This is a genomic window from Kitasatospora sp. NPDC058048, assembly GCF_042885555.1.
GTDB classification, from domain to species: domain Bacteria; phylum Actinomycetota; class Actinomycetes; order Streptomycetales; family Streptomycetaceae; genus Kitasatospora; species Kitasatospora lactacystinica.
The window spans coordinates 19,256-41,728 of record NZ_JBHVRT010000043.1; the positions used below are offsets into that span (position 1 = coordinate 19,256).

Genomic DNA, 22,473 nt, shown 5'->3' on the forward strand with positions numbered 1-22,473 from the left:
ATGTCCGCAGAAACCCGGCACGAAAAACATCCCCAACTCGCCCTCCACCAGGGCGGATTCAGTTCGGGCCCGGCACGCCGCCGGATCCTCGCCGCCGGACTCGCCGGCGGCGCCCTGCTGTTGGCCGGCGCCACCGGCTGCGCGACCGGCGGTGCCGGCGGCACCAGCGCCAAGCAACTCGCCGGCAGCCCGGGCGCCACCCTCGCCGGGAAGGTCACCATCTGGTCCTGGGACGTAGCCGCCAAGGCCATGCAGCGGCTCGGCAAGGTCTTCGAACAGGCCCACCCCGGAACGACCGTCGAGGTGGTGGACATCGGCTACGACAACGCCTACGACAAGATCACCGTCGGACTCGGGGCCGGCAGCGGCCTGCCCGACATCCTCACCGTCGAGGGCCACAAACTCCCCACCTACATCGGCAACTTCCCGAACGCCCTGGTCGACCTCACCAGCCGCGCCGCCGACCTCAAGTCCCAGTACCCGCAGGCTTCCTGGCGCACCGTCACGGACGACAAGGGTCGGGTCCTCGCCCTGCCCTGGGACAGCGGGCCGTGCGCCCTGTTCTACCGGCGCGACCTCTTCCAACAGGCCGGCATCGACCCGGCGGGCCTCGCCACCTGGGACGACTACGTCACCGCCGGCACCGCCCTCAAGGCCGCCACCGGCAGGAAGCTGCTCATCCTGGACGCCAAACAGGACAGCCTCTTCGCCATGCTGCTCCAGCAACAGGGCCAGCGCTGGTTCACCGGCGGCAAGGTGGCCGTCGCCACCCCCGCCGCCGAACGCGCCCTCACCCTGCTGAAACAGCTCGTCGACCGCGACCTGGTGGACTTCGAGAACGGCTGGGACGGGTTCGTCTCCGGCACCCACGACGGCAAGGCCGCCACCACCCCCACCGCCGCCTGGTGGGACGGCACCCTCACCACCGAAATGGCCGACCTCAGCGGCAAGTTCGGCGTCGTCCCGCTGCCCGCCTTCACCCCCGGCGGCACCCGCACCTCCAACAGCGGCGGCTCCACCCTGTGCGTCACCGCGCAGAGCCGGAACCCGGAGACGGCCTGGGCGTTCCTCTCCTTCCTGCTCGCCGACAAGGCCAACCAGGCCTCGATGATGCAGCACGAAGGCCTCTTCCCCGCCTACCTCCCCGCCCTGGATGACCCGTACTTCCAGCAGCCCTCCCCCTACTACGGCGGCCAGCCCGCCATGCAGCTGTTCGCCGGGCTCACCCGGGACATCCCCACCGTCGAACTCACCGCCGACGACTCCAAGGCCGGCGACATCGTCACCACCGCCGTCAACCAGGTGCTGCACAACGGCGCCGACCCGGGCACCGTGCTGCGCTCCGCCGCCCGCCAGATCGCCACCGCGACCGGCCGCCAAACGGTCGCGTAGGGGCGGGCCCGATGACCAGTCCTCCGGTGTCCCTGCGCAAACCCGCGGCCCCGGCCCAGGCCGCCCCTGCCCCCGCCCGCCGCCGGCGCTCCCCACGCACCGCCGCCTGGCTGTTCGCCGGGCCCACGACCGCGCTCTTCGTCGCCTTCTTCGCCTACCCGCTCGGCGCCAGCCTCTACCAGAGCTTCACCGCCCGCCGCGACGGCGCCGACGTCTGGGTCGGCCTGGACCAGTACCGGCGGATGCTGCACGACCCCGCCTTCCTGCACTCCCTGGTCAACACCGGCCTGATCCTCGCCGTCCAGGTACCCGTGATGATCGGCCTCGCCCTGGTGCTCGCCGTCCTGCTGAACCAGTCCTGGCTGCGCTTCCGGGCCGGCTGGCGGGCGGTGTTCTTCCTGCCCGCGATCACCACCCTGGTCGCCTATGCCGTGGTCTTCCAGGTCCTGCTGCGCACCGACGGCGGACTCGCCAACCAGTTCCTCCAGGCCCTCGGCCTCGGCCCGGTCGACTGGCTCAACTCGCCCACCTGGGCGAGGATCTCGCTGATCGGCTCGGTCACCTGGCGGTGGACCGGCTACAACGCGGTGATCCTGCTCGCCGGACTGCACGCCATCGGCCGCGACCAGTACGAGGCCGCCGCCCTCGACGGCGCCGGCGCCGTACGCACCTACACCGGCGTGATCCTGCCGCAGCTGCGACCGGTCGTGCTGTTCTGCGTCATCACCTCCACCATCGGCACCCTGCAACTCTTCGACGAGAACTACGTGCTGACCCGCGGCGGCCCCGGCGACGCGACCCTCACCCCCGTGGTCTACCTCTACAAGGTCGGCTTCCAGCAGCTCGACTTCGGCTACGCGGCGGCCATCGCCTGGGTGGTCGTGCTGATCATCGCGGCGGTCTCGCTGCTCCAGTTCCGGCTCTACGGAAGGGAGCGCCGCCGATGACCACCACCGCGCCGCTCAGGCCCGGCCGCACTCCGCTGCCCGCCAGGCCCGGCCGAACCCCGCTGCCCGCCCGGCTCGGCCGGATCGCCGTCCTCGCCGCCCTCACCCTCGGCGCCGTGCTCAGCCTGGTGCCCTTCGCCTGGATGCTGATCGCCAGCACCCACAGCAGCTCCGAACTGTTCCACTCCCCACCGCCGTTCCTGCCCGGCGGCGAGCTGCTGCGCAACCTCGCGCACCTCCAGGAGACCATCGGCTTCGGCCGGGTACTGCTCAACAGCCTCGGGACCGCCGTCGTCTACACCGTGCTCAGCTCGCTGCTCTCCGCGATGTGCGGCTACGGACTGGCCAAGTACCGCTTCCGCGGCCGCGGACTGCTGCTCGGCCTGGTCCTGGCGACCATGATGATCCCCCTGCAGGTGCTGCTCGTCCCGCTGTTCCAGATGATGGCCAGCCTCGGCTGGATCGACAGCTACCAGGCCGTGATCGTGCCCTTCCTGGCCAACTCCTTCGGCATCCTGCTGATGCGCCAGGGCTTCCTGGACTTCCCCGACGAACTGCTGGAGTCGGCCCGGATCGACGGCTCCGGCGAGCTGCGCACCTTCTACCAGGTCGTCCTGCCGTGCGTGCGGCCGCAGCTGGGCGCGCTGGTGATCTTCACCTTCATGGGGCAGTGGAACAGCTTCATCTGGCCGCTGCTGATGCTCAACACCGAGGACAAGTACACCGTGCCGGTCGCGCTCAACACACTGACCGGGCTGACCCACGTCGACTACTCCGGCCTGATGCTCGGCTCCTTCCTGGCCACGCTCCCGCTGATGGTGCTCTTCCTGGTCTTCCAGCGGCAGTTCGTGGCGGGCCTGCTGGGCGGAGCACTGAAGGGATGACCACGACCGTGACCGAGGACCGCCTCACCCGGGTGCCGGGACTTCTGTACGGCGGGGACTGGAACCCCGAGCAGTGGCCCGAACAGGTGTGGGCCGAGGACGTGAAACTGATGGCCGAGGCCGGGGTCAACCTGGTCACCGTCGGCGTGTTCTCCTGGGCCCGGCTCCAACCGGACGCCCACAGCTGGGACTTCGGCTGGCTGGACCGCCTGCTCGACCTCGTGCACCGGCACGGCATCGCCGTCGACCTGGCCACCGCCACCGCCTCCCCGCCCGCCTGGCTGGTCCGCGCCCACCCCGAGCTGCTGCCCGTCACCGCCGACGGCGTACGGCTGGAGTTCGGCTCGCGCCAGCACTACTGCCCCTCCTCGCCCGCCTACCGGGACGCCGCCGTCCGGCTCACCCGGGCACTCGCCGAGCGCTACCGCCACCACCCCGCCCTCGCCCTGTGGCACGTCCACAACGAGTACGGCGACCACGTCGAGGAGTGCTTCTGCCCCGCCTCGGCCGCCGACTTCCGCCGCTGGCTGCGCGAACGGCACGGCGGCATCGAGGAGTTGAACCGCTCCTGGGGCACCGCCTTCTGGTCGCAGCACTACGGATCCTTCGAGCAGATCGAGCCGCCGCGCACCGCGCCGGGCCCGGTCAACCCCACCCAGCTGCTGGACTGGCGCCGGTTCTGCTCGGACGCGCTGCTCGCCCTGCACCGTGCCGAGAAGGCCGTCCTGGACGAGGTCTCGCCCGGCGTCCCGGTCACCACCAACTTCATGTCGATGCTCAAGGCCCTGGACTACTGGGAGTGGAGCCGGCACGAGGACTTCGTCTCCGACGACGCCTACCCCGACCCGGCCGACCCGCGCGCCCACGTCAACGCCGCGATGAACTACGACCTGATGCGCTCGCTCAAGGGCGGCCGCCCCTGGCTGCTGATGGAACAGGCCCCCTCCGCGGTCAGCTGGCGGCCGGTCAACGTGCCCAAACCCCCCGACCTCCACCGCCTCTGGTCGCTGCAGGCACTGGCCCGCGGCGCCGACGGCGTGCTGCACTTCCAATGGCGCGCCTCTGTGGCCGGCGCCGAGAAGTTCCACAGCGCGATGCTCCCGCACCGGGGCACCGCCTCGCGCGGCTGGCAGGAGACCCTGCGCCTCGGCGCCGAACTGCGCCGCCTCGGCGAACTCGCCGGCAGCCGGCTGCGCGGGCGGGCCGCCGTCCTGCTCGACTGGGACAGCTGGTGGGCCCTGGAGCTGGACGACCACCCCTCCGCCCGGATGCGCTGGCCCGAGCTGCTCCGCCCCTGGTACGCGGCACTGTACGAGCGCGGCGTCACCGTCGACTTCGTCCCGCCCACCGCCGGACTCGACGCCTACCCGCTGGTGCTCGCCCCCAACCTGTACCTGCTCGACACCGCCACCGCCGACCGGCTCACGACCTACGTACGGGACGGCGGCCGGCTGGTCTGCGGCCCGTTCAGCGGCATCGCCGACCGGCACGACCACATCCACCCCGGCGGCCACCCCGGGCCGCTGCGCGAGCTGCTCGGGATCGTCGTCGACGAGCACTGGCCGATCCCGGACGGAGCGACCACCTCCGTCGTCCTCGCCCCGGACGGCACCGGGCTGCGGGCCGAACGCTGGAGCGAATGGATCGAGACCGGGACCGCCGAGGCCGTCGCCCACTACGGCTCCGGCGAGCTGGCAGGCCTCCCGGCCGTCACCCGCAACCGCCTGGGCGCCGGCAGTGCCTGGTACCTGAGCTGCCACCTCGGCGCCGACACCGGCCCGGTGCTCGACCGGGCGCTCGCCGAAGCCGGGGTGGGCGCCGAACTGCCCGGCCTGCCGGAGGGCGTCGAGGCCACCCGCCGGCACGCCGCGGACGGCACCGACTACCTCTTCCTGCTCAACCACGGCCCCGTCGAGCGCCGAGTGCCCCTCGACGCGCCCGGCACCGACCTGCTCACCGGCACCGACCTGCTCACCGGCACCGCCACCGGCGACGCCGTCACCCTCGCGCCGCTCGGCGCCGCCGTCCTCCGACTCCCCGCCACCGAGGAGCGCCCGTGAACCCGCTGACCCGCCGCCACTTCCTCGCCGCCTCGGCGGTCGCCGCCGCCAGCACCCTGACCGCCCCGGCCACCGCCCACGGCCAGGAAGGACCGGAAGAACCGGGAGGACCCGACGCCGAACGCTACGCCGACGTCCTCGACCTGCACGGCACCCCCGCCCAGGCCTACCCCGGCGATACCCGCGGCAACAACCCGATCACCGTCTTCGCCGACCTCGGCGCCTGGCACGCCTACGCCCTGCCCCGACCGGCCGACCGGCCCGGCGGCTTCACCGGCCCGCTGTACCTCGCCCAGGAATACCCGTGGTGGCTCAGCGACGGCCTGACCCGCCTCCAGCTCACCGAACAGGGCCGCCCCCTGGACCTCACCGCCGGCGCCCCCGCGCGCGGCACCTCGCTGCCCGGCCTGCTGCGGCTGGCCCACGACCTCGGCGGCGGCCTCGCCCTCACCCTCGAACTGCGCTTCGCCGGCAACCGCACCGCCCTGCTCCGGGCCCGCCTCACCAACACCGGTCCGGCCGTACGGACCCTGGCCGCCGCCTGGACCGGCCGGCTGCTGCGCCCCGCCACCGGCCCCCAGCACGAGGCGCCGCGACTGGTCGCCGCCGAACGCGGCGTGGAGGTGCGCTTCGCCAAGGTCCGGCAGACCTGGGACTACCTCACCGACGGCACCGAGTGCTTCGCCGTCCGCCACGCCCGGCCCGTCCGGGTCGTGCTGAGCGCCGACGGCGACGAGCACCGCACCGAACTCGCCGAACCGGTGCGGCTGGCACCGGGGGAGAGCCGCACCCTGGACTGGACCGAGAGCTACACCTTCACCGAGGCCGAGTACGCCCGGGCCGCGAAGGAGGCGGACACCGCGCTGCGCGCCCCGGAGCGGGTCGCGGCCGAGGGCACCGCCCGCTGGCACGGGTATGTCACCCGGGCCACCGAGGGCGTCCCTGCCGCCCGCCGGCGCACCGCCGTCAAATGCGTGCAGACCCTGGTCACCAACTGGCGCAGCCCGGCCGGACGGATCCGGCACGACGCCGTCACCCCCACGCTCTCCTACAAGTGGTTCAGCGGGGTCTGGGCCTGGGACACCTGGAAGCAGGCCGTCGGCACCGCCGCCTTCGCCCCCGGCCTGGCCGCCGACCAGATCCGGGCGGTCTTCGACCACCAGGTGCCGGCGGGCTCCGCCGAGCGCCCGCAGGACGCCGGGATGGTCCCCGACTGCGTCTTCTACAACGACCCGGCCACCGGCGGCGGCAACTGGAACGAGCGCAACTCCAAGCCCCCGCTGGCCGCCTGGGCGGTCTGGGAGGTCTACAAGCGCAGCGGCGACCGCGCCTTCCTGCGGGAGCTGCTGCCCCGGCTCACCGCCTACCAGGACTGGTGGTACCGCACCCGGGACCACCTCGGCGAGGGCCTGTGCGAGTACGGCGCCACCGTGGACCCGGCCAACGCGAGCGCCGAGGACTGCCGGGAGGCGGCGGCCTGGGAGTCCGGCATGGACAACGCCCCGCGCTTCGACGCCGCCGGCGTCCTCCCCAACCGGGACCCGAACGGCACACTGCTCGGCTGGTCGCTCGACCAGCGCTCGGTCGACCTCAACGCCTACCTGGCCGCCGACCACCGCCACCTGGCGCTGATCGCCGCCGAACTCGGCGACCGGCCCGCCGCCCAGCGGCTGCGCACCCGCGCCGACCGGATCGACGCCGCCGTGCGCGACACCATGTACGACCCGGCCGGCGGCTGGTTCCACGACACCGACCTGGCCACCGGCGCCCGGCTCACCGCCCGGGGCCGCGGCATCGAGGGCGCCATCCCGCTCTGGTCCGGCACCGCCACCGCCGCCCAGGCCCGCACCGTCCGCCGGCTGCTGCTCGACCCGGCGGAGTTCGGCACCGCCATGCCGTTCCCCACCGTGGCCCGCAGCTCGCCGTCCTTCGACCCGGCCGGCTACTGGCGCGGCCTGGCCTGGCTCGACCAGACCTACTTCGCCATTGAGGGCCTGCGCCGCTACGGCTGGGAGCAGGACGCCCGGCGGACAGTCGAGCGGCTGCTGGCCACCGCCGCCGGACTGGCCGGGGACGGCCCGGTCCGGGAGAACTACGACCCGCTGACGGGGGAGGGGCGCAGCTCCACCAACTTCAGCTGGTCGGCGGCGCTGCTGCTGCTCCTGCTGCGCACCTGAGCGACTTTGGCTCCGGGCCGTCCGACCAGGCATGATCGGGGCATGGTCGAACGAGTCATTGCAGCGTGTGACGGAGCAGCCAAGGGCAACCCCGGTCCGGCGGGCTGGGCGTACGTGGTCGCGGACGCCACCGGGGCGCCCCTGCGCTGGCAGGCCGGCGCGCTCGGGCACAGCACCAACAACGTGGGCGAGCTGACGGCGCTGCGGCAGCTGCTGGCCGCGACGGACCCGGCGGCGCCGCTGGAGGTGCGGCTGGACAGCACCTACACCCGTGACTCGGTGACCAAGTGGCTGAAGGGCTGGAAGCGCAACGGCTGGAAGACGGCGGCCGGCAAGCCGGTCGCCAACCAGGAGCTGATCCAGGCGATCGACGCCCTGCTGGAGGGCCGGGACGTCACCTTCGTGTACGTGCCGGCCCACCAGGTGGACGGCGACCCGCTGAACGCCATCGCCGACAAGGCCGCCAGCGACGCCGCCCGCACCCAGCAGGACGCCTCCGGCACCGCCGCCGACCTGCCGGTCCCCGACCCGGCCGCCGCCACGAAGGCCCCCAGGGCGCGCACCGCCCGGCCCGCCGCCTCCGCCGGTAGCACCGGCGGCACCGGCACCGGCACCGGCACCGCCAAGCGGAGCGGCGGCTCGCGCACCCTGAACGCCCGCTTCCCCGGCACCTGCCCGTGCAGCCGCCCGTACGCCAAGGGCGACAAGATCACCAAGGTGGGCGGCTCCTGGGGCCACCCGGAGTGCGCCGCCGCCCACGCCTGACGCGCCGCCCCCGTCCGACCACGAGTACGCCGACGTCGCCGGGTGAGTATCCGTACTCACGCGGTGGCCCGGCCCGGTGGTGGACCATGGTGATCATGAGGAATCGCGCAACGAAGGACGGGCCGGGCCGCCGCACGGCCGTGCGGGTCACGGCGGTGGCCGGGGCCGCCGGGGCGCTGGTGCTCGGCACGGTCGGGTACACGGCGTACGGGGTGGCGGCGGAGGCCTGGACGGGCAAGCCGTACCCCGTGGCGGACCCGGCCGCCGTCGCGCGGCACCTGGACGCCCGGACGCAGACCGTCTACGAGGCCCTCGCGCTGCGCCCGGAGGTGACGTCGGCGCCCGACCACCGCGCGGACGACGGGATCACGGCCCGGATCTACGACGCATGTCCCGCCCGGGGCCTCTCCCACCTCCTGGAGAGCATGAACGACACCGGCGCCGACCAGCCCCGCACAGCCGCTCTGCGCGCGCGGTTCACCCTTGCCGGGGTCGCCCGGTCCGAGTGGGAGGAGGCGGTGGGCCGGGCCCGGCAGAGCCTGACCGCCCAGGGCTGGACGGTCGCCTCCTCCGACGAGTCCGCCCCGGTCCCCAGTCTGACGCTGACGCCACCGGTCACCGGCCCGGGGTCCCTCGCGGAGAGCGCCTCGCTGCGCTTCGACCCCGTGTACCACACCCTCGAGGTGAGCGCGGGCAGCGAGTGCGCCCGCTACCCCGACGGCACACCGGTGGACCAGGAGGGCAGGCCGGCCGACCTGCCGACCGGCACGGCACCGGTGCGGCCGCCCGGCCGGTGACCGCGGGCCGGGAGCATGTGCCCGGCCGGAAACGCGGGACCGGCCGGAAACGCAGGACCGGCCGACCGCTGGTGCGCGGTCGGCCGGTCAGAGGTGCAGGTCAGGCCTTGGGCGGGGTGGCCTGGGCGAGCTGCTTGATGCTCCCGAAGCTCAGGCCCGCGTCGTTGAGTTCGCGCGCCTCGGCCTCCGTGACGCCGAGTCCGGCGAGCTCCTTGAGCTGGGCGCCGGTCAGCGGCGGGGCGGCCGGGAGGTCGCCGAAGTCCTCGGGGTCGAGGCCCTCCTCGTCGTCGCCCCCGGTGGCCAGGCCGAGCACCGCGTCCATCAGCTGGTCGTTGGTCACCTTGACCGCGTCGGCCGGGGCCTGGACGTTCGGGGCCGCCTGGCTGAAGGCGAGCTTCACCGGGAAGTTGACGCCCGGCTCGACCTTGTCGGCCAGCTGGGCGAGGTCGAAGGTGGCGGAGGAGAAGGCGCCGTTCTTCAGGTAGAGGTCGACGCCGATCTTCCGGTCCGGCACGTCGCTCGGGGCCTTGTCCGGGAAGTCGCCCAGCTGCTTGGGGAACTTGGCGGACAGCGGCTTGACGGCCTTGTACATCTCGTCCACCAGCTGGCGGGCCGGGGCGCTCACCCAGAGGTGCTCGGTGCCGTCCTTCTTGCCTTTGTCCTCGTACGTGACGGTGCGGCCGAGCGCGTCCTTGATCGAGTTGAGGAGCTGGTTGCCGAGCTCCGGGTCGACGCTGGGGGCGGCGCTCGGCGCGGCCTTCTTGGCGTCGGCCTCCTTCGCCTGGTCGGCGAGCGACTGGAGGTCGAAGGACACCCACTTGCCGGCCAGCACGTCCCCGACCGGCTTCATCTCCTCCGGCAGGTCCTTGCGGAGCTCGTCCACCGTGGACGGGTCCTCGCCGACCAGCTTCATCAGGCCCTTGGCGTCGGCGTGCAGGTACCCCGTGGCGTCGACCTGGCGGTACTCCAGCAGCGCGGTGCCGCTGCGGTCGGCGAGCAGGTAGGAGACGCGCACCGACTTGTCGAGCGTCAGGTCGGTGTTCTTGCCCGCCTGGCCGGCGTTCTTGAAGGCCTCGATGTCCTTGAGCGGCTTGTCGGCGGAGACCGCGACCGTGACGGAGAGGCCGGAGATCGCCTTGGCGGTCTTCTCGTCCATGTCCTCCTTGCGGCCCCGGGCGGAGCCGATGAGCCCGTTGCCCTTGTGCTCGCCGGAGTTGGCGAACGCGGCGACCTGCTCGGGGGTGGCGTCGATGGAGAGGGTGAACCCGGCCGACTTGGCGTCACGGACCTTGTCGAAGGCCTTCGAGACCTTCTGCGCGGCGGACAGCTGCTCGACGGTGCCGCAGGCGGTGAGACCGGTGGCGAGCACGGAGGCGGTGACGGCGACGGGCATCGCCCCACGGGCGGCCTTGCGGATGGCGGTGTTGATGGTACGACTCCTGTTGATCGGGCCCGCTCGGCAAAGCGGACCGTTCCCTCCCCTGCGACGCGCAACGTCACAGCGCCTGCACATGTGATCACATTATCGGCAAGAGGTCATCCGCATTTTTGGCCGGGTCTTTAACCACTTCGGCCAAAACCATGACCAAAAGTCGTAAACCAGGTCTGAGAGCCGTCCCGATCAGGCCCCGAGGGCCCCGATGTTCCCGCCCCCGGCCCCGGTCCGCACCACTCCGGGGCGGACCGGGCGTCAGTGCACCGGGCGCGACAGGTCCTCGACCGTCCAGCCGCCGCCCAGGTCACGGCGCAAGGCCTCCAGCGCAGCGGCCGCCTGCCGCCGGAACAGCTCCTTCTCCTCCTCGGACCACGGAGACGGATCCGGCGGGTACGCCTCGTTGAGCGACGACTGGTACCGGTCGGCGAGCCGCGCCAGTTCGGCCCGGGTGGCCGGGGTGATCGGCAGTCGGTCGAGGTCGCAGGGGTAGTCGTACGGGCTGTCGAGGTCGGGACTGCCGGACGGGCCCGGCCACAGCGGGGTGTCGACGCCGTATTCGAAGAAGAACCGCAGGTAGGAAGGCATGCCGCAGCCTTTCACAAGCTGGACGGAGCGCACCGTGCGGCCGGCCCGGGCCACAGACGGGCGCCGGTGCAGCGGCCGCGGAACTCCTCGGCGGGCGGTGCAGCCGGGGCTGCCCCGCCGCCCGCCGGTCCTAGCCCTCGACGACCTGGACCTTGTCGGCCTGCATCCCCTTCTGGCCCTGGACCGCCTCGAACGTCACCCGCTGGCCCTCGACGAGGGACTTGAAGCCGGCCCCTTCGATCGCCCTGAAGTGCACGAACAGGTCGGGACCGGACTCCGGGGTGATGAAGCCGTAGCCCTTCTCGTCGTTGAACCACTTCACGGTGCCGTTCTCGCGCTCGGCCATGTCTTCTCCTTGCCCGGGGGTCACGCTGACCGCGCCAGTCTCTCACGCAGCGGAGTCGGGCCGACGCGAAGCGCAGCGGCGGCCGTCGGCGGGCCGCCCGCTCTGCCGAGGGCTAAGTCCGGCCCGGTCGGGGCGCGGACCCCGCTACTGTCCGATCCCATGACAACGGTCACCACACGCACGGTCGAGTACCCGGCCGACGGAATGACGATGATCGGGCACCTCGCGCTCCCGGCCGGCGCCGGGCCCCGGCCCGCGGTCCTGATCGGGCCCGAGGGACCGGGCCTGAACGACTTCCAGCGCCGCCGGGCCGACGCCCTCGCCGAACTGGGCTACGTGGCCCTGGCCTTCGACCTCCACGGCGGGCGCTGGATCAGCGACCCGCAGGAGATGCTGGCGCGGGTGATGCCGATGCTCGCCGACCCCGACCGGATGCGGGACATCGGCCGCGCGGCCCTGGACGTGCTGCGCGCCGAACCGCGGACCGACCCGGACCGGATCGCCGCCATCGGCTACGGCACCGGGGGCGCCATCGCGGTGGAACTCGGGCGCGCCGGCGTCGACCTGCGGGCGATCGGGACGGTCAACGGGTTCACCACCGGCCGCCCGGGCGAGGCGGCCCGGATCCGGTGCCCGGTGTGGGCCGGGGTCGGCTCGGAGGACCCGATCATGCCCGCCGAGCGGAGGGAGGCCTTCACCGCCGAGATGCAGGCGGCGGGCGTCGACTGGCGTCTCGTGGTCTACGGCGGTGCCCAGCACGCGTTCCACCACCCGACGGTCGGTCACACCGTGCTCCCCGGCGTCGCCCACCACCCGGAGCACGCCCGGCGGGCCTGGCGCGACATCGTCGGCCTGCTCGCCGAGTGCCTGCCCGTGGTGCCCGTGGAGGAGTGAGCGGCCCCGTGGCGTGTGCCGGGAGTCACCCGCCACCGCCTGCTCCGCACCACAGGCCCGGTCCTGTGATCGGCGCGGCGCGATCGGCGCAAGCCACGGGAACCGGGGGGCGCGAGGGTGACGGAACCGACGGCGGGCGGTGCCCTGACGGTGCTGCTCCGGGAGGGCGACGACCTGATGCCCGTCCGTGGTTCGGACGGGTGGTTAGGCGGACCGGGCGGACCGGGCGGACCGGGCGGGACGTCAGGGCAGGTAGTACGTCAGCAGGTCGGCCGTCAGCGGCGGGAACAGCGCCCGGTGCAGCTCCTCGTCCCCGCGCCCGTACACGTCCGGCCGGATGCGGCTCAACCCCTCGATCCCGTACGGCCCGAAGAGCAGCGCCGCCAGCGCGTCCGGCGCCACGCCCACGCCGCCGGACGCGCCGAGGTGCTGCATCGTGCCGCCCGTGACCACCTCGCCCGGCCCCTGCGTGCCGACCGGGACGCGGTAGTGGGCGCGGTAGGTGGAGAGCAGCAGTTCGCCGTCGGCGCGGTCCAGGCCGGCGGCGGTGAGGCGCTGGTGGAGCAGGGGGCGCAGCCGGTCGAGCAGCACGGCCGGATCGGGGATGCGGACGTAGTACTGCTCCGCCTCGGGGCGCGGCGTGCGGTCCAGCAGCTCGTGCCAGACGCCGGCCGGCAGGGTGCCCGGCCGGTCCACCACGTGGAGTCGCGCCTCGGGCGCCAACGCCGCCACGCCGGCCAGCAGTTCGCGTGCCGCCCGCTCGTCCGCGGCGGCCGCCTCGGCGAGGTGGAACTCGCCGTCGTTCACCGGGGTGGTGCGGCCCACGGCCACCACCTCGCCCGCGCGTTCGACCACCCGCAGTGTGCTCGCGTCGTGCGCCAGCAGCCAGCGCCAGCGGGCGGGGGCGTGGCCCATCGCGAGGTCGAAGCTGCGCTGCGCCTGCTCCTGGAGCGCGGCCAGGGCGGGCAGGTCGGCGGCCCGGGCGGTGCGCAGCGCGGGCGCGCCGTCCTCGGCGGGCGGGGTGGAGCGCAGTGGCCGCGAGACCGGGATGTCGATGGCGTACTCGTAGCCGAACAGCCGGTAGAAGTACGGGATTCCGATCATCACCTGGACCACGTGCCCGCGGGCGGCGGAGCGTGCGTGCGCCCACCGCATCAGGGCCCGGACCAGGCCGCGGCCCTCGTACTCCTTGTCGGTGGCGACCAGTTCGACCTGCCCGGCGGGCAGTCGGACGCTGCCGAGGCGCAGATCCTCGTCCAGCAGGGTGGCCGTGGAGACGACCCGGTCGCCGTCGGCCACCACCGCGCTGGCCGACCAGCCGGCGTCCGGGTCCTCGACCACCAGGCGGTGGTCGAGTGCGTCCTCCGGGACGCCGCGCTCGGCGAGCAGCGCGCCGAGCTGCTCCAGGTCCTCCGGCCGGGACTCGCGCAGGAGCAGGCCGCCGGGCAGGGGCATCGGCAGGGCAGAGGGTTCGTCGGTGGTCATTCCCGGACCCTCGCACCGGTGGCCGTGTGCGACCAAGGGGTTTTTGCCGAACCGGCAAGAGGGAGTGGGAACGCGCCTGATATGGAGGGGAGTTGGCGAAATCGTGCCCGTTCCGGGGTGGCCTGGTTGACCGTGGCCACGACCGGAGGGTTGGCTCGCCCCGGGGGAGGGGGAACGCGGGGGGAATCGACGAGGAATCCAAGGGGAGGGGAGCCCATGAAGACGACGACGCTCCGGGTGGTCTGCGTCCTGGCCGCCGCGCTGCTGGCGGGGAGCGCGGCACCGGCAGCCCACGCGCGGCCCGCGTCCACGTCCACATCTGCGTCCGAGCGCCCCGCGAGCGGCGACACGGTGCGGGTGAACGTGAGCCCCGACGGCACGCCCGCCGACGACTGGTCCGAGCCGCTCGGGCTGAGCGCCGACGGCCGCTACGCGCTGTTCACCTCGCTGGCCTCCAATCTGGTGCCCGGCGACACCAACCGCCTCTACGACGTCTTCGTCCGCGACCTGTGGACGCGGCACACCGAGCGGGTCAGCCTCGCCGACGGCGGTGCCCAGCTGGACGGCTCCACCGCCCAGGCGGCGATCAGCGGCGACGGCCGGTACGTCGCCTTCAGCAGTGACGCCGTCAACGCCGTTCCCGGGAACGGCAGCGGGCGCACCGACGTCTACGTCCGCGACCGCCTCACCGGCCGGACCGAGCTGGTCACCGCCGGCACCGGCGCCGGAAACTCCGTCAGCCCCGCGATCAGCGCCGACGGCCGGTTCGTCGCCTACTCCTCGGACCGCGCCGACCTGGCCCCCGGGGCACAGCCGGGCACCGCCAACGTCTACCTGACGGACCGCTGGACCGGCAGCACCCGCCTGGTCACGGCCGGGCAGGGCGGCGCCCCCGCCGACGGCGGCTCGGTGGAGCCCTCGCTCAGCGCCGACGGCCGGACCGTCGCGTTCCGGTCGAAGGCGGCCAACCTGCTGCCGGCCGCCCCTGCCGCGCACTCCGCGCAATCCGCCCCAGCCGTCCGAAAGCCGCCGCCCACCCGGCAACTGTTCCCGCTCTACGTCTACGACGCCCGGACCGGCCGGATCGAGGGCGCGAGCATCGACCCGAGCGGCACCCTGCGCGACGCCGTGCGGCTGAGCCGGCTGAGCCCCGACGGCCGGTACGCGCTGTTCCGGGTGTTCCAGCCGGACCAGGGCGGTACCCGCGTCGCGCTCTACGCCCGGGACCTGCACACGGGCACGGTGACGGAGGTGGCTCCCGCCGGAACCCAGCCGGCCGTCATGACGGCGGACGACCGCTGGGTCTACTTCGTCTCGGACGACGCGGGCCTGGTGCCCGGCGACACCAACGGCGCCCCGGACCTCTTCCGGCGGGACCTGCGGACCGGTCTGGTCGAGCGGGTCGCCGAGGCCGTCGGCCCGTCCTTCGCGCCGGCCGTGGACGCGTTCGGCACCACCCTGCTGTTCGGCGCCCCGAACGGCACCGGCTCCGACGTCCTGGTGCGCTACCTGCCGCCCCGCTGACCGGCCGCGGCGCCCGGCTCCCGCAGGGTTCGGCGCGCCGCGACCAGGGTGAGCAGGCCCCACAGGACGGCCAGCACCGCGGTGACGTGGACGCCGCCGCGGCGGAATTCGAGGTCCTCGTCGAGCGGGACCGGCGGCGCCCAGCCCGCCGGGTCGACCAGCACGTTCTCGGTGTCGCCGATGTCGCGCGTGCCCGTGCAGCCGTGGCCGCCGACCTCGGCGTGCGGCAGCGGCCGCCCGTCGGCGCGGCGGATGGCGCAGGTCCAGCTCACCCTGCCGTTCTTGTCCTTCGCGCTGTGGGCCGCGGTGACCACCACCGCGGTCTCCACGCCGCGCTGCGCCATGATCTGGGCGCGGATGCTCGCGGTCGGCAGTACCAGCAGCAGCACGCCGAGCAGGACGGCCGGCCAGATGATCCAGCCGCGGGGGCGGACGAAGCCGAGCGCGACGACGCCCGCCGAGAGCACCAGGAACGCCAGGATGCCGCAGGGCAGCTGGTAGTCCGGGTTGCTGCCCAGTGCCGCCAGGCCGACCATCAGCACCGGGGTGAGTGCCCCGACCAGCCACGCCGTCCGGCGGACCGTCCGCGCCGACAGCTGCGGCTCCGGGCGCCTGCGGACCCGCTTCGGGGGCGGGACCACCCCCTCGGCGAGCGGCCTCTTCCGTTTCTTCCTGCCGGCCATGTCTTCCCCCGTTCGTTCCTTCGTCGCGCTGGGGACAGTCTGACCGCGGCTCCTGACGCGCGATACGGAGGGCCGGTACGGAGGTGCGGTACGGAGGGCGGGGCGGTGACCGCCCGTCGGCCCCTCGCCGACGGTGTTACCGACGAGTTCACCGAATGCTCGCCCGATGTCTTGCGGTCCGTGCGGACGGCCAAGTTGGATGAACAACATCCCTCGACCCGACGGGTCCACGACAACGCCCTCACGGAGGCCCGATGCCCCTGTCGTCCGTCCGCCGCGCCCTCGCCGCCGGCGCCGCCGCCACCGTCCTCGCCGTGCTCGGCGCCGTCCCGGCCTCGGCCGAGACCGCCCCCGCGACCGCACCCCCGCTCGACGTGCTGACCTACAACACGTTCCTGATGAGCACCTCGCTCTACCCCAACTGGGGCCAGCAGTACCGGGCGCAGGCCATCGCCTCGGCGGACTTCTTCCAGGGCCACGACGTGGTGGTACTGGAGGAGGCCTTCGACAACTCGGCCTCCGACGCGCTGACCGCCAAGGCCTCGGCCGCCTACCCGTACCACACGCCGGTGGTCGGCCGCTCCACCAGCGGCTGGGACGCCACCTCCGGCAGCTACAGCTCCACCACCCCCGAGGACGGCGGCGTCACCCTGCTGAGCAAGTGGCCGATCCTGCGCAAGGAGCAGTACGTCTACAAGGACGCCTGCGGCTCGGACTGGTTCTCCAACAAGGGCTTCGTCTACGCGGTGCTGGACGTCAACGGCCGCCGGACCCACGTGGTCGGCACCCACCTCCAGTCCACCGACTCGGGCTGCGCGAGCGGCCAGGCGGCGGACATCCGGGCCAAGCAGCTCACCGCGATGCGCTCCTTCCTGGACGCCAAGCGGATCCCGGCCGACGAGCCGATCCTGGTCGCGGGCGACCTCAACATCGACTCGCACGGCTCCGAGTACCAGGCGCTGCTGACCAATGGCAACCTCGCCCCGGCCTCCGCCCGCACCGGCTGGCCGTACTCCTTCGACACCGCCGACAACTCCGTCGCCGCCTACCGCTACCCGGGCGAGCCCAAGGAGGACCTCGACTACGTCCTCTACCGGGCCGACCACGCCCGCCCGCAGCAGTACACCAACCAGGTGGTCCGGGTACACAGCGCGCCCTGGACGGTGAGCAGTTGGGGCAAGAGCTACACCTACACCGACCTCTCCGACCACTACCCACTCGCCGCGCGCTGACACTCCGGGTCCTCCGGGGGTGTGGGATGCGTCACCCGTGACGCCCCACCGGCGGTTCGGCCCCTTACGATCCTGAACGCCGAGGTCGGGCGCCGTCGTACCACGGCGGCGCCCGCCCGGCAGCCAGCGATCCGGCCCGAGGAGAAGCGCACGTGACCACCCCCACCGCCGCGCCCGACAGCTACTACCAGCGCACCGGCGAGAACAGCTACAAGCCCACCGTGCAGGCGCAGGGTGCCTGGCACCCCGACGAGCAGCACTTCAGCCCGCTCGGCGGCCTGATCGTGCACGCCATCGACCGCCACCGGGCCGACCAGCGGCGGGCCGACCAGCCGGCCGGGCGCCCCGCCGACGGCCTGGCGCTGGCCCGGATCAGCTACGACATACTCGGCCTGATCGCCCTCGACGAGTTCGAGATCACGGTGGAGACCGTCCGTCCCGGGCGCACCATCGAGCTGGTCGAGGCCACCGTGGTGACCGGCGGGCGGGCCGTGGTCCGGGCCCGCGCCTGGTTTCTCGCCGAGCTGGACACCACCGCCGTCGCCGGCACCCACGACGAGTCGCTGCCCGGGCCCGAGGAGTTCGAGCCCTGGACGATGGCCGGGGTGTGGGGCGGCGGCTACATCGCCTCGATCGACGTCCGGCGCCGGGAGACCGCCCCGGGCCGCGCCGCCGCCTGGATCTCCACCCCGGTGGAGCTGGTCGCGGGGGAGCCCAGCGGCCCGCACGCCTCCTTCGTCAAGCTGGTGGACACCGCCAACGGCATCGCGGTGCGGCAGAACCCCACCGAGTGGATGTTCCCCAACACCGACCTGACGATCCACTTCCACCGCCGCCCCGAGGGCCCCTGGACCGGCCTGGACACCAGCGTGAGCTTCGGCCCGGCCGGCCACGGCGTCACCAGCACCGTGCTGCACGACGTCCACGGCCCGCTGGGCCGGGCCGAGCAGATCCTCACCGTCCGCCCGCTGAACGGAAGCTGACGGGCGGGGCGCCGCCGCCCGGACGATGGGCGGCGGCGCCTGCGGGGCGGGCCGTGCTCAGCCCTGCAGCGAGTCCATGAAGGAGCTCACCGAGAAGACCGCCTTGCCCGGGCCCGCCGGGCCGTAGCCGGGCGGGGAGGAGAGGCCGAACTCGTCCAGGGTCGCCCGGTAGGTCTGCAGCAGCCGGATGTGGTACTCCAGCGGCGCGCCCTGCGGGTTGGCCTTGCCGAGCGGGGTGGTGGGCTCGGGGCACCAGGTGGTGAAGCGCGGCACCACGCCGTGGGACATGAAGAAGCGCAGGCCCTCCTCGGTGGAGGCGATCGCCTCGTCCACCGTGGTGAAGCCGAAGGGCTCGGCCATCTCCACGCCCGCGACGAAGTTGGGGATCACGTTCTCCGGGCCGAACACCTCGGTGGAGTCGAGGATCCGGCGGTGCCACTCGTCCCGGCCGACATAGCGCTCCTTGCCCGGGCAGTAGAGCTCGAACAGCCGCTTGTCCCACACCTCGAAGTTGGGGTGGTAGATCCGCACGCCGTAGTCGTGGAAGCGCTGGACGTCCTCGCGCGGCAGCGCCTGGGCCACCACCTTGCCGATCCAGCGGCCGGGGAAGCGCTCCTCGATGGCCTTGGCGTACTGCCCGTAGAAGTCGGCCTCGTCCCGGCCGCCGACGCGCGAGGTGATCGCCCCGCCGGTGAGGGTGTACGCCTGGGAGGCGCGGGCGGTGTCGTGCTCGTCGATCAGCGCCAGCGCCTCCAGCACCTCCTCGACCGGCTTGACCCCGGTGTACGGGCGGCCGGCGGCCTTGTGCTGGCGCCAGTTGTGGTTGATGTCGCAGTACTGGCACTCCTCCTTGGCGCCGAAGTACTGGCAGACCCGGAAGACCGTGAGGTAGATCAGGTAGCCCCACTGGATGGTCGGGGCGACCTCCATCACCGACTTCCCGTTGGCCAGCGTGTGCCGGTAGTAGTCCGGCATCGGCGGCAGGCCGACATCGGCGATCCGCGCGCCGTCCAGGTAGAGGCCGAGGGTGCCGTCCTCGCCGGCGCCGACCCGGTAGGGCGAGTCCGGGTTCACCCGCACCGACACCACCGTGCGGCGCAGCCCGTACGGCCCGCCGGTCAGCACGATCTCCTCCGGCGGCCGGTTGAGCGCGGCGGCGCCCAGCTCGGGCAGGGTGCGGTGGTCGAAGGAGAAGATGAAGTACGACTTCGGCTTGACCTCGCCGCCCCCGTCGGCCCCGGCGCTGCCGCTGAGTGCCGACTCGTCGAAGGCCATGCCGCCGCGCAGCAGGTCCTCCTTGATCACCGCCTCCCGGGGCACGTCGGGATAGCGCTCCATGAGCTCCTCGACGAGTGCGGTGCGGCTGCGGGCCTGGCTCTCCATGCGCTGGTCTTCCTTCCTGGCCCCGTCCTCACGGCGCCCAGGCCATTCTGGTCCCCCTTACCGGTGGGGCCGTGCACCGGGCCGGGAGGTGACCGACCGGGCGGCCCGCGCTCCAGCGGGTTCTCCGGGGCGAGGGCATCGGAAGCGCTGCCACCGCGCGTTCCTTCCGGTCGTTCCGCATTCGAACGGATTCTGCCGCGACCGGAACAACGCGATCGGCGGCCCGGGACACGCGTGGGTGTCAGCAGGTTGACGCGGGGGCGGGCGGCTCGGGCGGGAGGGTTCGCGGCCGGGGCCGGTGTGATCAATGCACGACTGCGGCCCGCTCAAACGTCGTCAGCCCGAACGTTCACCCTATCGGGTGAGGAAGATCGTCCGTTGCGATGCGGAACGCGCCTTCGCGCCTACGGTGGTGAACCGAGCGGGACGGGGCGGAAGCCCGGGTTCCCGTTCGAGGCCGACGGAATGACGATCCGTCATATGTGCGCGACCCCTTCCCAGAGGAGGCTCCATGCCCCTGCGTGCCAGACCGGAGACACCATGCGGGCCCGTGACCGCCCCGGCGGTGGGCCCATGAGCACCCCGGCGATCGACCGGATCCTGCGCGGGCCCAGCGGGCTGGGCACCTCCGGGCTGCAGTTCCGGCCGCAGGTGTCGGTGCCCGGGGTCGAGGCCCCCGAGGTCCCGGTGCCCGAGGCCCCAGCCTCCGAGGTCCCGGTGCCCGAGGTCCCGGAAGCCGCGACCGAGGTCACGGCGGCGACCCCCGGGTTCCGGCTGCCGCCCGTCCACGTCCTGCCCGTTCCGCCCGCCGCGGCCGCCGCGGCCGCGAGCCCGGCCGCCGAGGCGCCGAGCGGCGGAAAGCCCAAGGCCGGCGACCCCATCCCCGGCCTGTACCACCACCCGATCGCCGAGCCCGACCCGGTGCGGGTGGAGGCGCTCAGTGCGGAGATCAAGGTCTGGGCGATGGAGGAGGTGGAGCTGTACCCACCGGACTGGGAGAAGGACTTCGACGGCTTCTCCACCGGGCGCTACATGGTGGCCTGCCACCCGGACGCGCCGAGCGTCGACCACCTGATGCTCGCGGCCCGCCTGATGGTGGCCGAGAACGCGGTGGACGACTGCTACTGCGAGGACCTCGGCGGGTCGCCGATCGGCCTGGGCAGCCGCCTGCTGCTCGCGCACACCGCGCTGGACCCGCTGCACACCACGACGGAGTACCACCCGGACTGGGAGGCCTCGCTGTCGTCGGACGCGCCCCGGCGCGCCTACCGCTCGGCGATGGAGTACTTCACCCGGGCCGCCACGCCCTCCCAGTCGGACCGGTTCCGGCACGACATGGCGCGGCTGCACCTCGGGTACCTGGCCGAGGCCGCCTGGGACCAGGCGGACCACGTGCCGGAGGTGTGGGAGTACCTGGCCATGCGCCAGTTCAACAACTTCCGCCCCTGCCCGACGATCACGGACACCGTCGGCGGCTACGAGCTGCCCGCCGAGCTGCACGCGCTGCCCGCGATGCAGCGGGTGATCGCGCTGGCCTCCAACGCCACCACCATCGTCAACGACCTCTACTCGTACATGAAGGAGCTGGCCAGCCCCGGACTGCACCTGAACCTGCCGGTGGTGATCTCCGAGCGCGAGGGCGTCTCCCGCAAGGAGGGCTACCTGAAGGCGGTCGAGGTCCACAACGAACTGATGCTGGCCTTCGAGGCCGAGGCGGCGGCCCTGGCCCTGTCCTGCCCGGTACCGGCCGTCCCACGGTTCCTGCGCGGTGTGGCCGCGTGGGTGGACGGCAACCACTACTGGCACCAGACCAACACCTACCGCTACACGCTGCCCGACTTCTGGTGACACCGGCCCTTCCGGCGGCGCCACCTCGCACCGGCAGCGAATCCCCTTTGATGACCGACCCCTTGACCATCCACTAGGAGTTGACCCATGTCCGTGACCGACGACATCACCACCCCCGGCAACACCATCCCCGGCCCGGCGACCCCGTACCAGGGCGACATCGCACGCTACTGGGACCACGAGGCCCGTCCGGTCAACCTTCGCCTGGGTGACGTCGACGGCCTCTACCACCACCACTACGGGATCGGGGAGATCGACCGGGCCGCGATCGGCGACCCGGCCGACAGCGAGCGCGAGAAGAAGGTGATCGCCGAGCTGCACCGCCTGGAGTCCGCCCAGGCCGACGTGCTGCTCGACCACCTCGGCGACATCCGGGCCGACCACACCCTGGTCGACGCCGGCTGCGGCCGCGGCGGCTCGATGGTGATGGCCCACCAGCGCTTCGGCTGCCGGGTCGAGGGCCTGACCCTCTCCACCCAGCAGGCCGAGTTCGGCAACAGGCGCGCCGCCGAGCTGGGCATCGGAGACTTCGTCCGCTCCCGGGTCGCCAACATGCTGAACATGCCCGTCGAGACCGGCACGGTCGCGGGCTCCTGGAACAACGAGTCCAGCATGTACGTCGACCTGCACGACCTGTTCGCCGAGCACTCCCGGGTGCTGAGCGTCGGCGGCCGGTACGTGACCATCACGGGCTGCTGGAACCCGCGCTACGGCCAGCCGTCGAAGTGGGTCTCGCAGATCAACGCCCACTTCGAGTGCAACATCCACTCCCGCCGCGAGTACCTGCGGGCGATGGCCGACAACCGCCTGGTGCCGCAGGCCGTCATCGACCTGACCCCGGACACCCTGCCCTACTGGGAGCTGCGCAACACCACCTCGCTGGTGACCGGCATCGAGGAGGCGTTCATCGAGTCCTACAAGGACGGCTCCTTCCAGTACGTGCTGATCGCGGCCGACCGGGTCTGATCGTCCGATCAGGGGCCTTCGCCCCGGTGGCGACGCACGACGACGGCGGCCTCCCCGCACCTGCGGGGAGGCCGCCGTCGTCCGTTC

General features: G+C 73.1%; 19 protein-coding genes. 13 read left to right on the forward strand and 6 right to left on the reverse strand.

The window, feature by feature from the left end; translation table 11 throughout:
- The 7 genes from ACFVVA_RS33675 to ACFVVA_RS33705 all read left to right on the forward strand — a co-directional run bounded on the left by ACFVVA_RS33675 (position 1) and on the right by ACFVVA_RS33705 (position 9,022).
- Positions 1–1,392 carry an ABC transporter substrate-binding protein gene (locus tag ACFVVA_RS33675; protein ID WP_387694542.1) on the forward strand — a complete coding sequence of 464 codons (1,392 nt, stop codon included), beginning with the start codon at positions 1–3 and terminating at the stop codon, positions 1,390–1,392.
- 11 nt (positions 1,393–1,403) lie between these two features.
- Positions 1,404–2,339 carry a carbohydrate ABC transporter permease gene (locus ACFVVA_RS33680; protein ID WP_387694543.1) on the forward strand — a complete coding sequence of 312 codons (936 nt, stop codon included), beginning with the start codon at positions 1,404–1,406 and terminating at the stop codon, positions 2,337–2,339.
- Positions 2,336–3,223 (forward strand): carbohydrate ABC transporter permease, encoded by an 888-nt coding sequence (locus ACFVVA_RS33685; protein WP_387694544.1) that lies wholly within the window; start codon positions 2,336–2,338, stop codon positions 3,221–3,223. Before ACFVVA_RS33680 ends, ACFVVA_RS33685 begins: the two co-directional genes overlap by 4 nt.
- A complete protein-coding gene (locus ACFVVA_RS33690) occupies positions 3,220–5,283 on the forward strand; it encodes a beta-galactosidase (protein ID WP_387694545.1) in 2,064 nt (687 codons plus the stop codon). Before ACFVVA_RS33685 ends, ACFVVA_RS33690 begins: the two co-directional genes overlap by 4 nt.
- Positions 5,280–7,460, forward strand: coding sequence for a trehalase family glycosidase (locus tag ACFVVA_RS33695; RefSeq protein ID WP_387694546.1), 2,181 nt, complete (start codon positions 5,280–5,282; stop codon positions 7,458–7,460). The genes ACFVVA_RS33690 and ACFVVA_RS33695 overlap by 4 nt, the downstream gene beginning before the upstream one ends.
- A 42-nt stretch (positions 7,461–7,502) precedes the next feature.
- On the forward strand, positions 7,503–8,225 hold the full coding sequence (locus ACFVVA_RS33700) for a ribonuclease H (RefSeq protein WP_387694547.1): 723 nt from the start codon (positions 7,503–7,505) through the stop codon (positions 8,223–8,225).
- Positions 8,226–8,320: 95 nt separating this feature from the next.
- Positions 8,321–9,022 (forward strand): hypothetical protein, encoded by a 702-nt coding sequence (locus tag ACFVVA_RS33705; RefSeq protein ID WP_387694548.1) that lies wholly within the window; start codon positions 8,321–8,323, stop codon positions 9,020–9,022.
- A 100-nt stretch (positions 9,023–9,122) separates the two neighbouring features.
- Here the strand turns inward: ACFVVA_RS33705 and ACFVVA_RS33710 are convergent, their stop codons facing one another.
- The 3 genes from ACFVVA_RS33710 to ACFVVA_RS33720 all read right to left on the reverse strand — a co-directional run bounded on the left by ACFVVA_RS33710 (position 9,123) and on the right by ACFVVA_RS33720 (position 11,388).
- Complete coding sequence (locus tag ACFVVA_RS33710) at positions 9,123–10,415, reverse strand: hypothetical protein (protein ID WP_387694549.1); 1,293 nt, start codon at positions 10,413–10,415, stop codon at positions 9,123–9,125.
- Between the two features lie 297 nt (positions 10,416–10,712).
- Positions 10,713–11,042 (reverse strand): hypothetical protein, encoded by a 330-nt coding sequence (locus ACFVVA_RS33715; RefSeq protein ID WP_387694550.1) that lies wholly within the window; start codon positions 11,040–11,042, stop codon positions 10,713–10,715.
- A gap of 130 nt (positions 11,043–11,172) precedes the next feature.
- Positions 11,173–11,388, reverse strand: coding sequence for a cold-shock protein (locus ACFVVA_RS33720; RefSeq protein ID WP_387694551.1), 216 nt, complete (start codon positions 11,386–11,388; stop codon positions 11,173–11,175).
- Between the two features lie 159 nt (positions 11,389–11,547).
- Between ACFVVA_RS33720 and ACFVVA_RS33725 the strand changes: the two genes are divergently transcribed.
- A complete protein-coding gene (locus ACFVVA_RS33725) occupies positions 11,548–12,282 on the forward strand; it encodes a dienelactone hydrolase family protein (RefSeq protein WP_387694552.1) in 735 nt (244 codons plus the stop codon).
- A gap of 243 nt (positions 12,283–12,525) precedes the next feature.
- Here the strand turns inward: ACFVVA_RS33725 and ACFVVA_RS33730 are convergent, their stop codons facing one another.
- The gene (locus ACFVVA_RS33730; protein ID WP_387694553.1) at positions 12,526–13,767 is read right to left on the reverse strand and encodes a GNAT family N-acetyltransferase; all 1,242 of its coding nucleotides are present in this window, start codon (positions 13,765–13,767) and stop codon (positions 12,526–12,528) included.
- Between the two features lie 216 nt (positions 13,768–13,983).
- Here ACFVVA_RS33730 and ACFVVA_RS33735 point away from each other — a divergent pair, with 216 nt between their 5' ends.
- Complete coding sequence (locus ACFVVA_RS33735; RefSeq protein ID WP_387694554.1) at positions 13,984–15,291, forward strand: TolB family protein; 1,308 nt, start codon at positions 13,984–13,986, stop codon at positions 15,289–15,291.
- Here ACFVVA_RS33735 and ACFVVA_RS33740 read toward each other — a convergent pair.
- On the reverse strand, positions 15,273–15,974 hold the full coding sequence (locus tag ACFVVA_RS33740) for a hypothetical protein (RefSeq protein WP_387694555.1): 702 nt from the start codon (positions 15,972–15,974) through the stop codon (positions 15,273–15,275). The two genes, ACFVVA_RS33735 and ACFVVA_RS33740, sit on opposite strands and share 19 nt — an antisense overlap.
- Before the next feature lie 254 nt (positions 15,975–16,228).
- Here ACFVVA_RS33740 and sph point away from each other — a divergent pair, with 254 nt between their 5' ends.
- The gene (gene sph, locus ACFVVA_RS33745) at positions 16,229–17,206 is read left to right on the forward strand and encodes a sphingomyelin phosphodiesterase (RefSeq protein WP_387694556.1); all 978 of its coding nucleotides are present in this window, start codon (positions 16,229–16,231) and stop codon (positions 17,204–17,206) included.
- A 152-nt stretch (positions 17,207–17,358) separates the two neighbouring features.
- The gene (locus ACFVVA_RS33750) at positions 17,359–18,189 is read left to right on the forward strand and encodes a thioesterase family protein (RefSeq protein WP_387694557.1); all 831 of its coding nucleotides are present in this window, start codon (positions 17,359–17,361) and stop codon (positions 18,187–18,189) included.
- A 57-nt stretch (positions 18,190–18,246) separates the two neighbouring features.
- Here the strand turns inward: ACFVVA_RS33750 and ACFVVA_RS33755 are convergent, their stop codons facing one another.
- Positions 18,247–19,572, reverse strand: coding sequence for a radical SAM protein (locus tag ACFVVA_RS33755; protein ID WP_359915267.1), 1,326 nt, complete (start codon positions 19,570–19,572; stop codon positions 18,247–18,249).
- 573 nt (positions 19,573–20,145) lie between these two features.
- Here ACFVVA_RS33755 and ACFVVA_RS33760 point away from each other — a divergent pair.
- Together ACFVVA_RS33760 and ACFVVA_RS33765 are read left to right on the forward strand one after the other, a co-directional pair.
- Positions 20,146–21,420, forward strand: coding sequence for a family 2 encapsulin nanocompartment cargo protein terpene cyclase (locus ACFVVA_RS33760; RefSeq protein WP_387694558.1), 1,275 nt, complete (start codon positions 20,146–20,148; stop codon positions 21,418–21,420).
- A gap of 87 nt (positions 21,421–21,507) precedes the next feature.
- Positions 21,508–22,386: a geranyl diphosphate 2-C-methyltransferase gene (locus ACFVVA_RS33765; protein WP_387694559.1), complete on the forward strand. Its 879-nt coding sequence runs from the start codon at positions 21,508–21,510 to the stop codon at positions 22,384–22,386.
- The last annotated feature ends 87 nt before the right edge of the window (positions 22,387–22,473 follow it).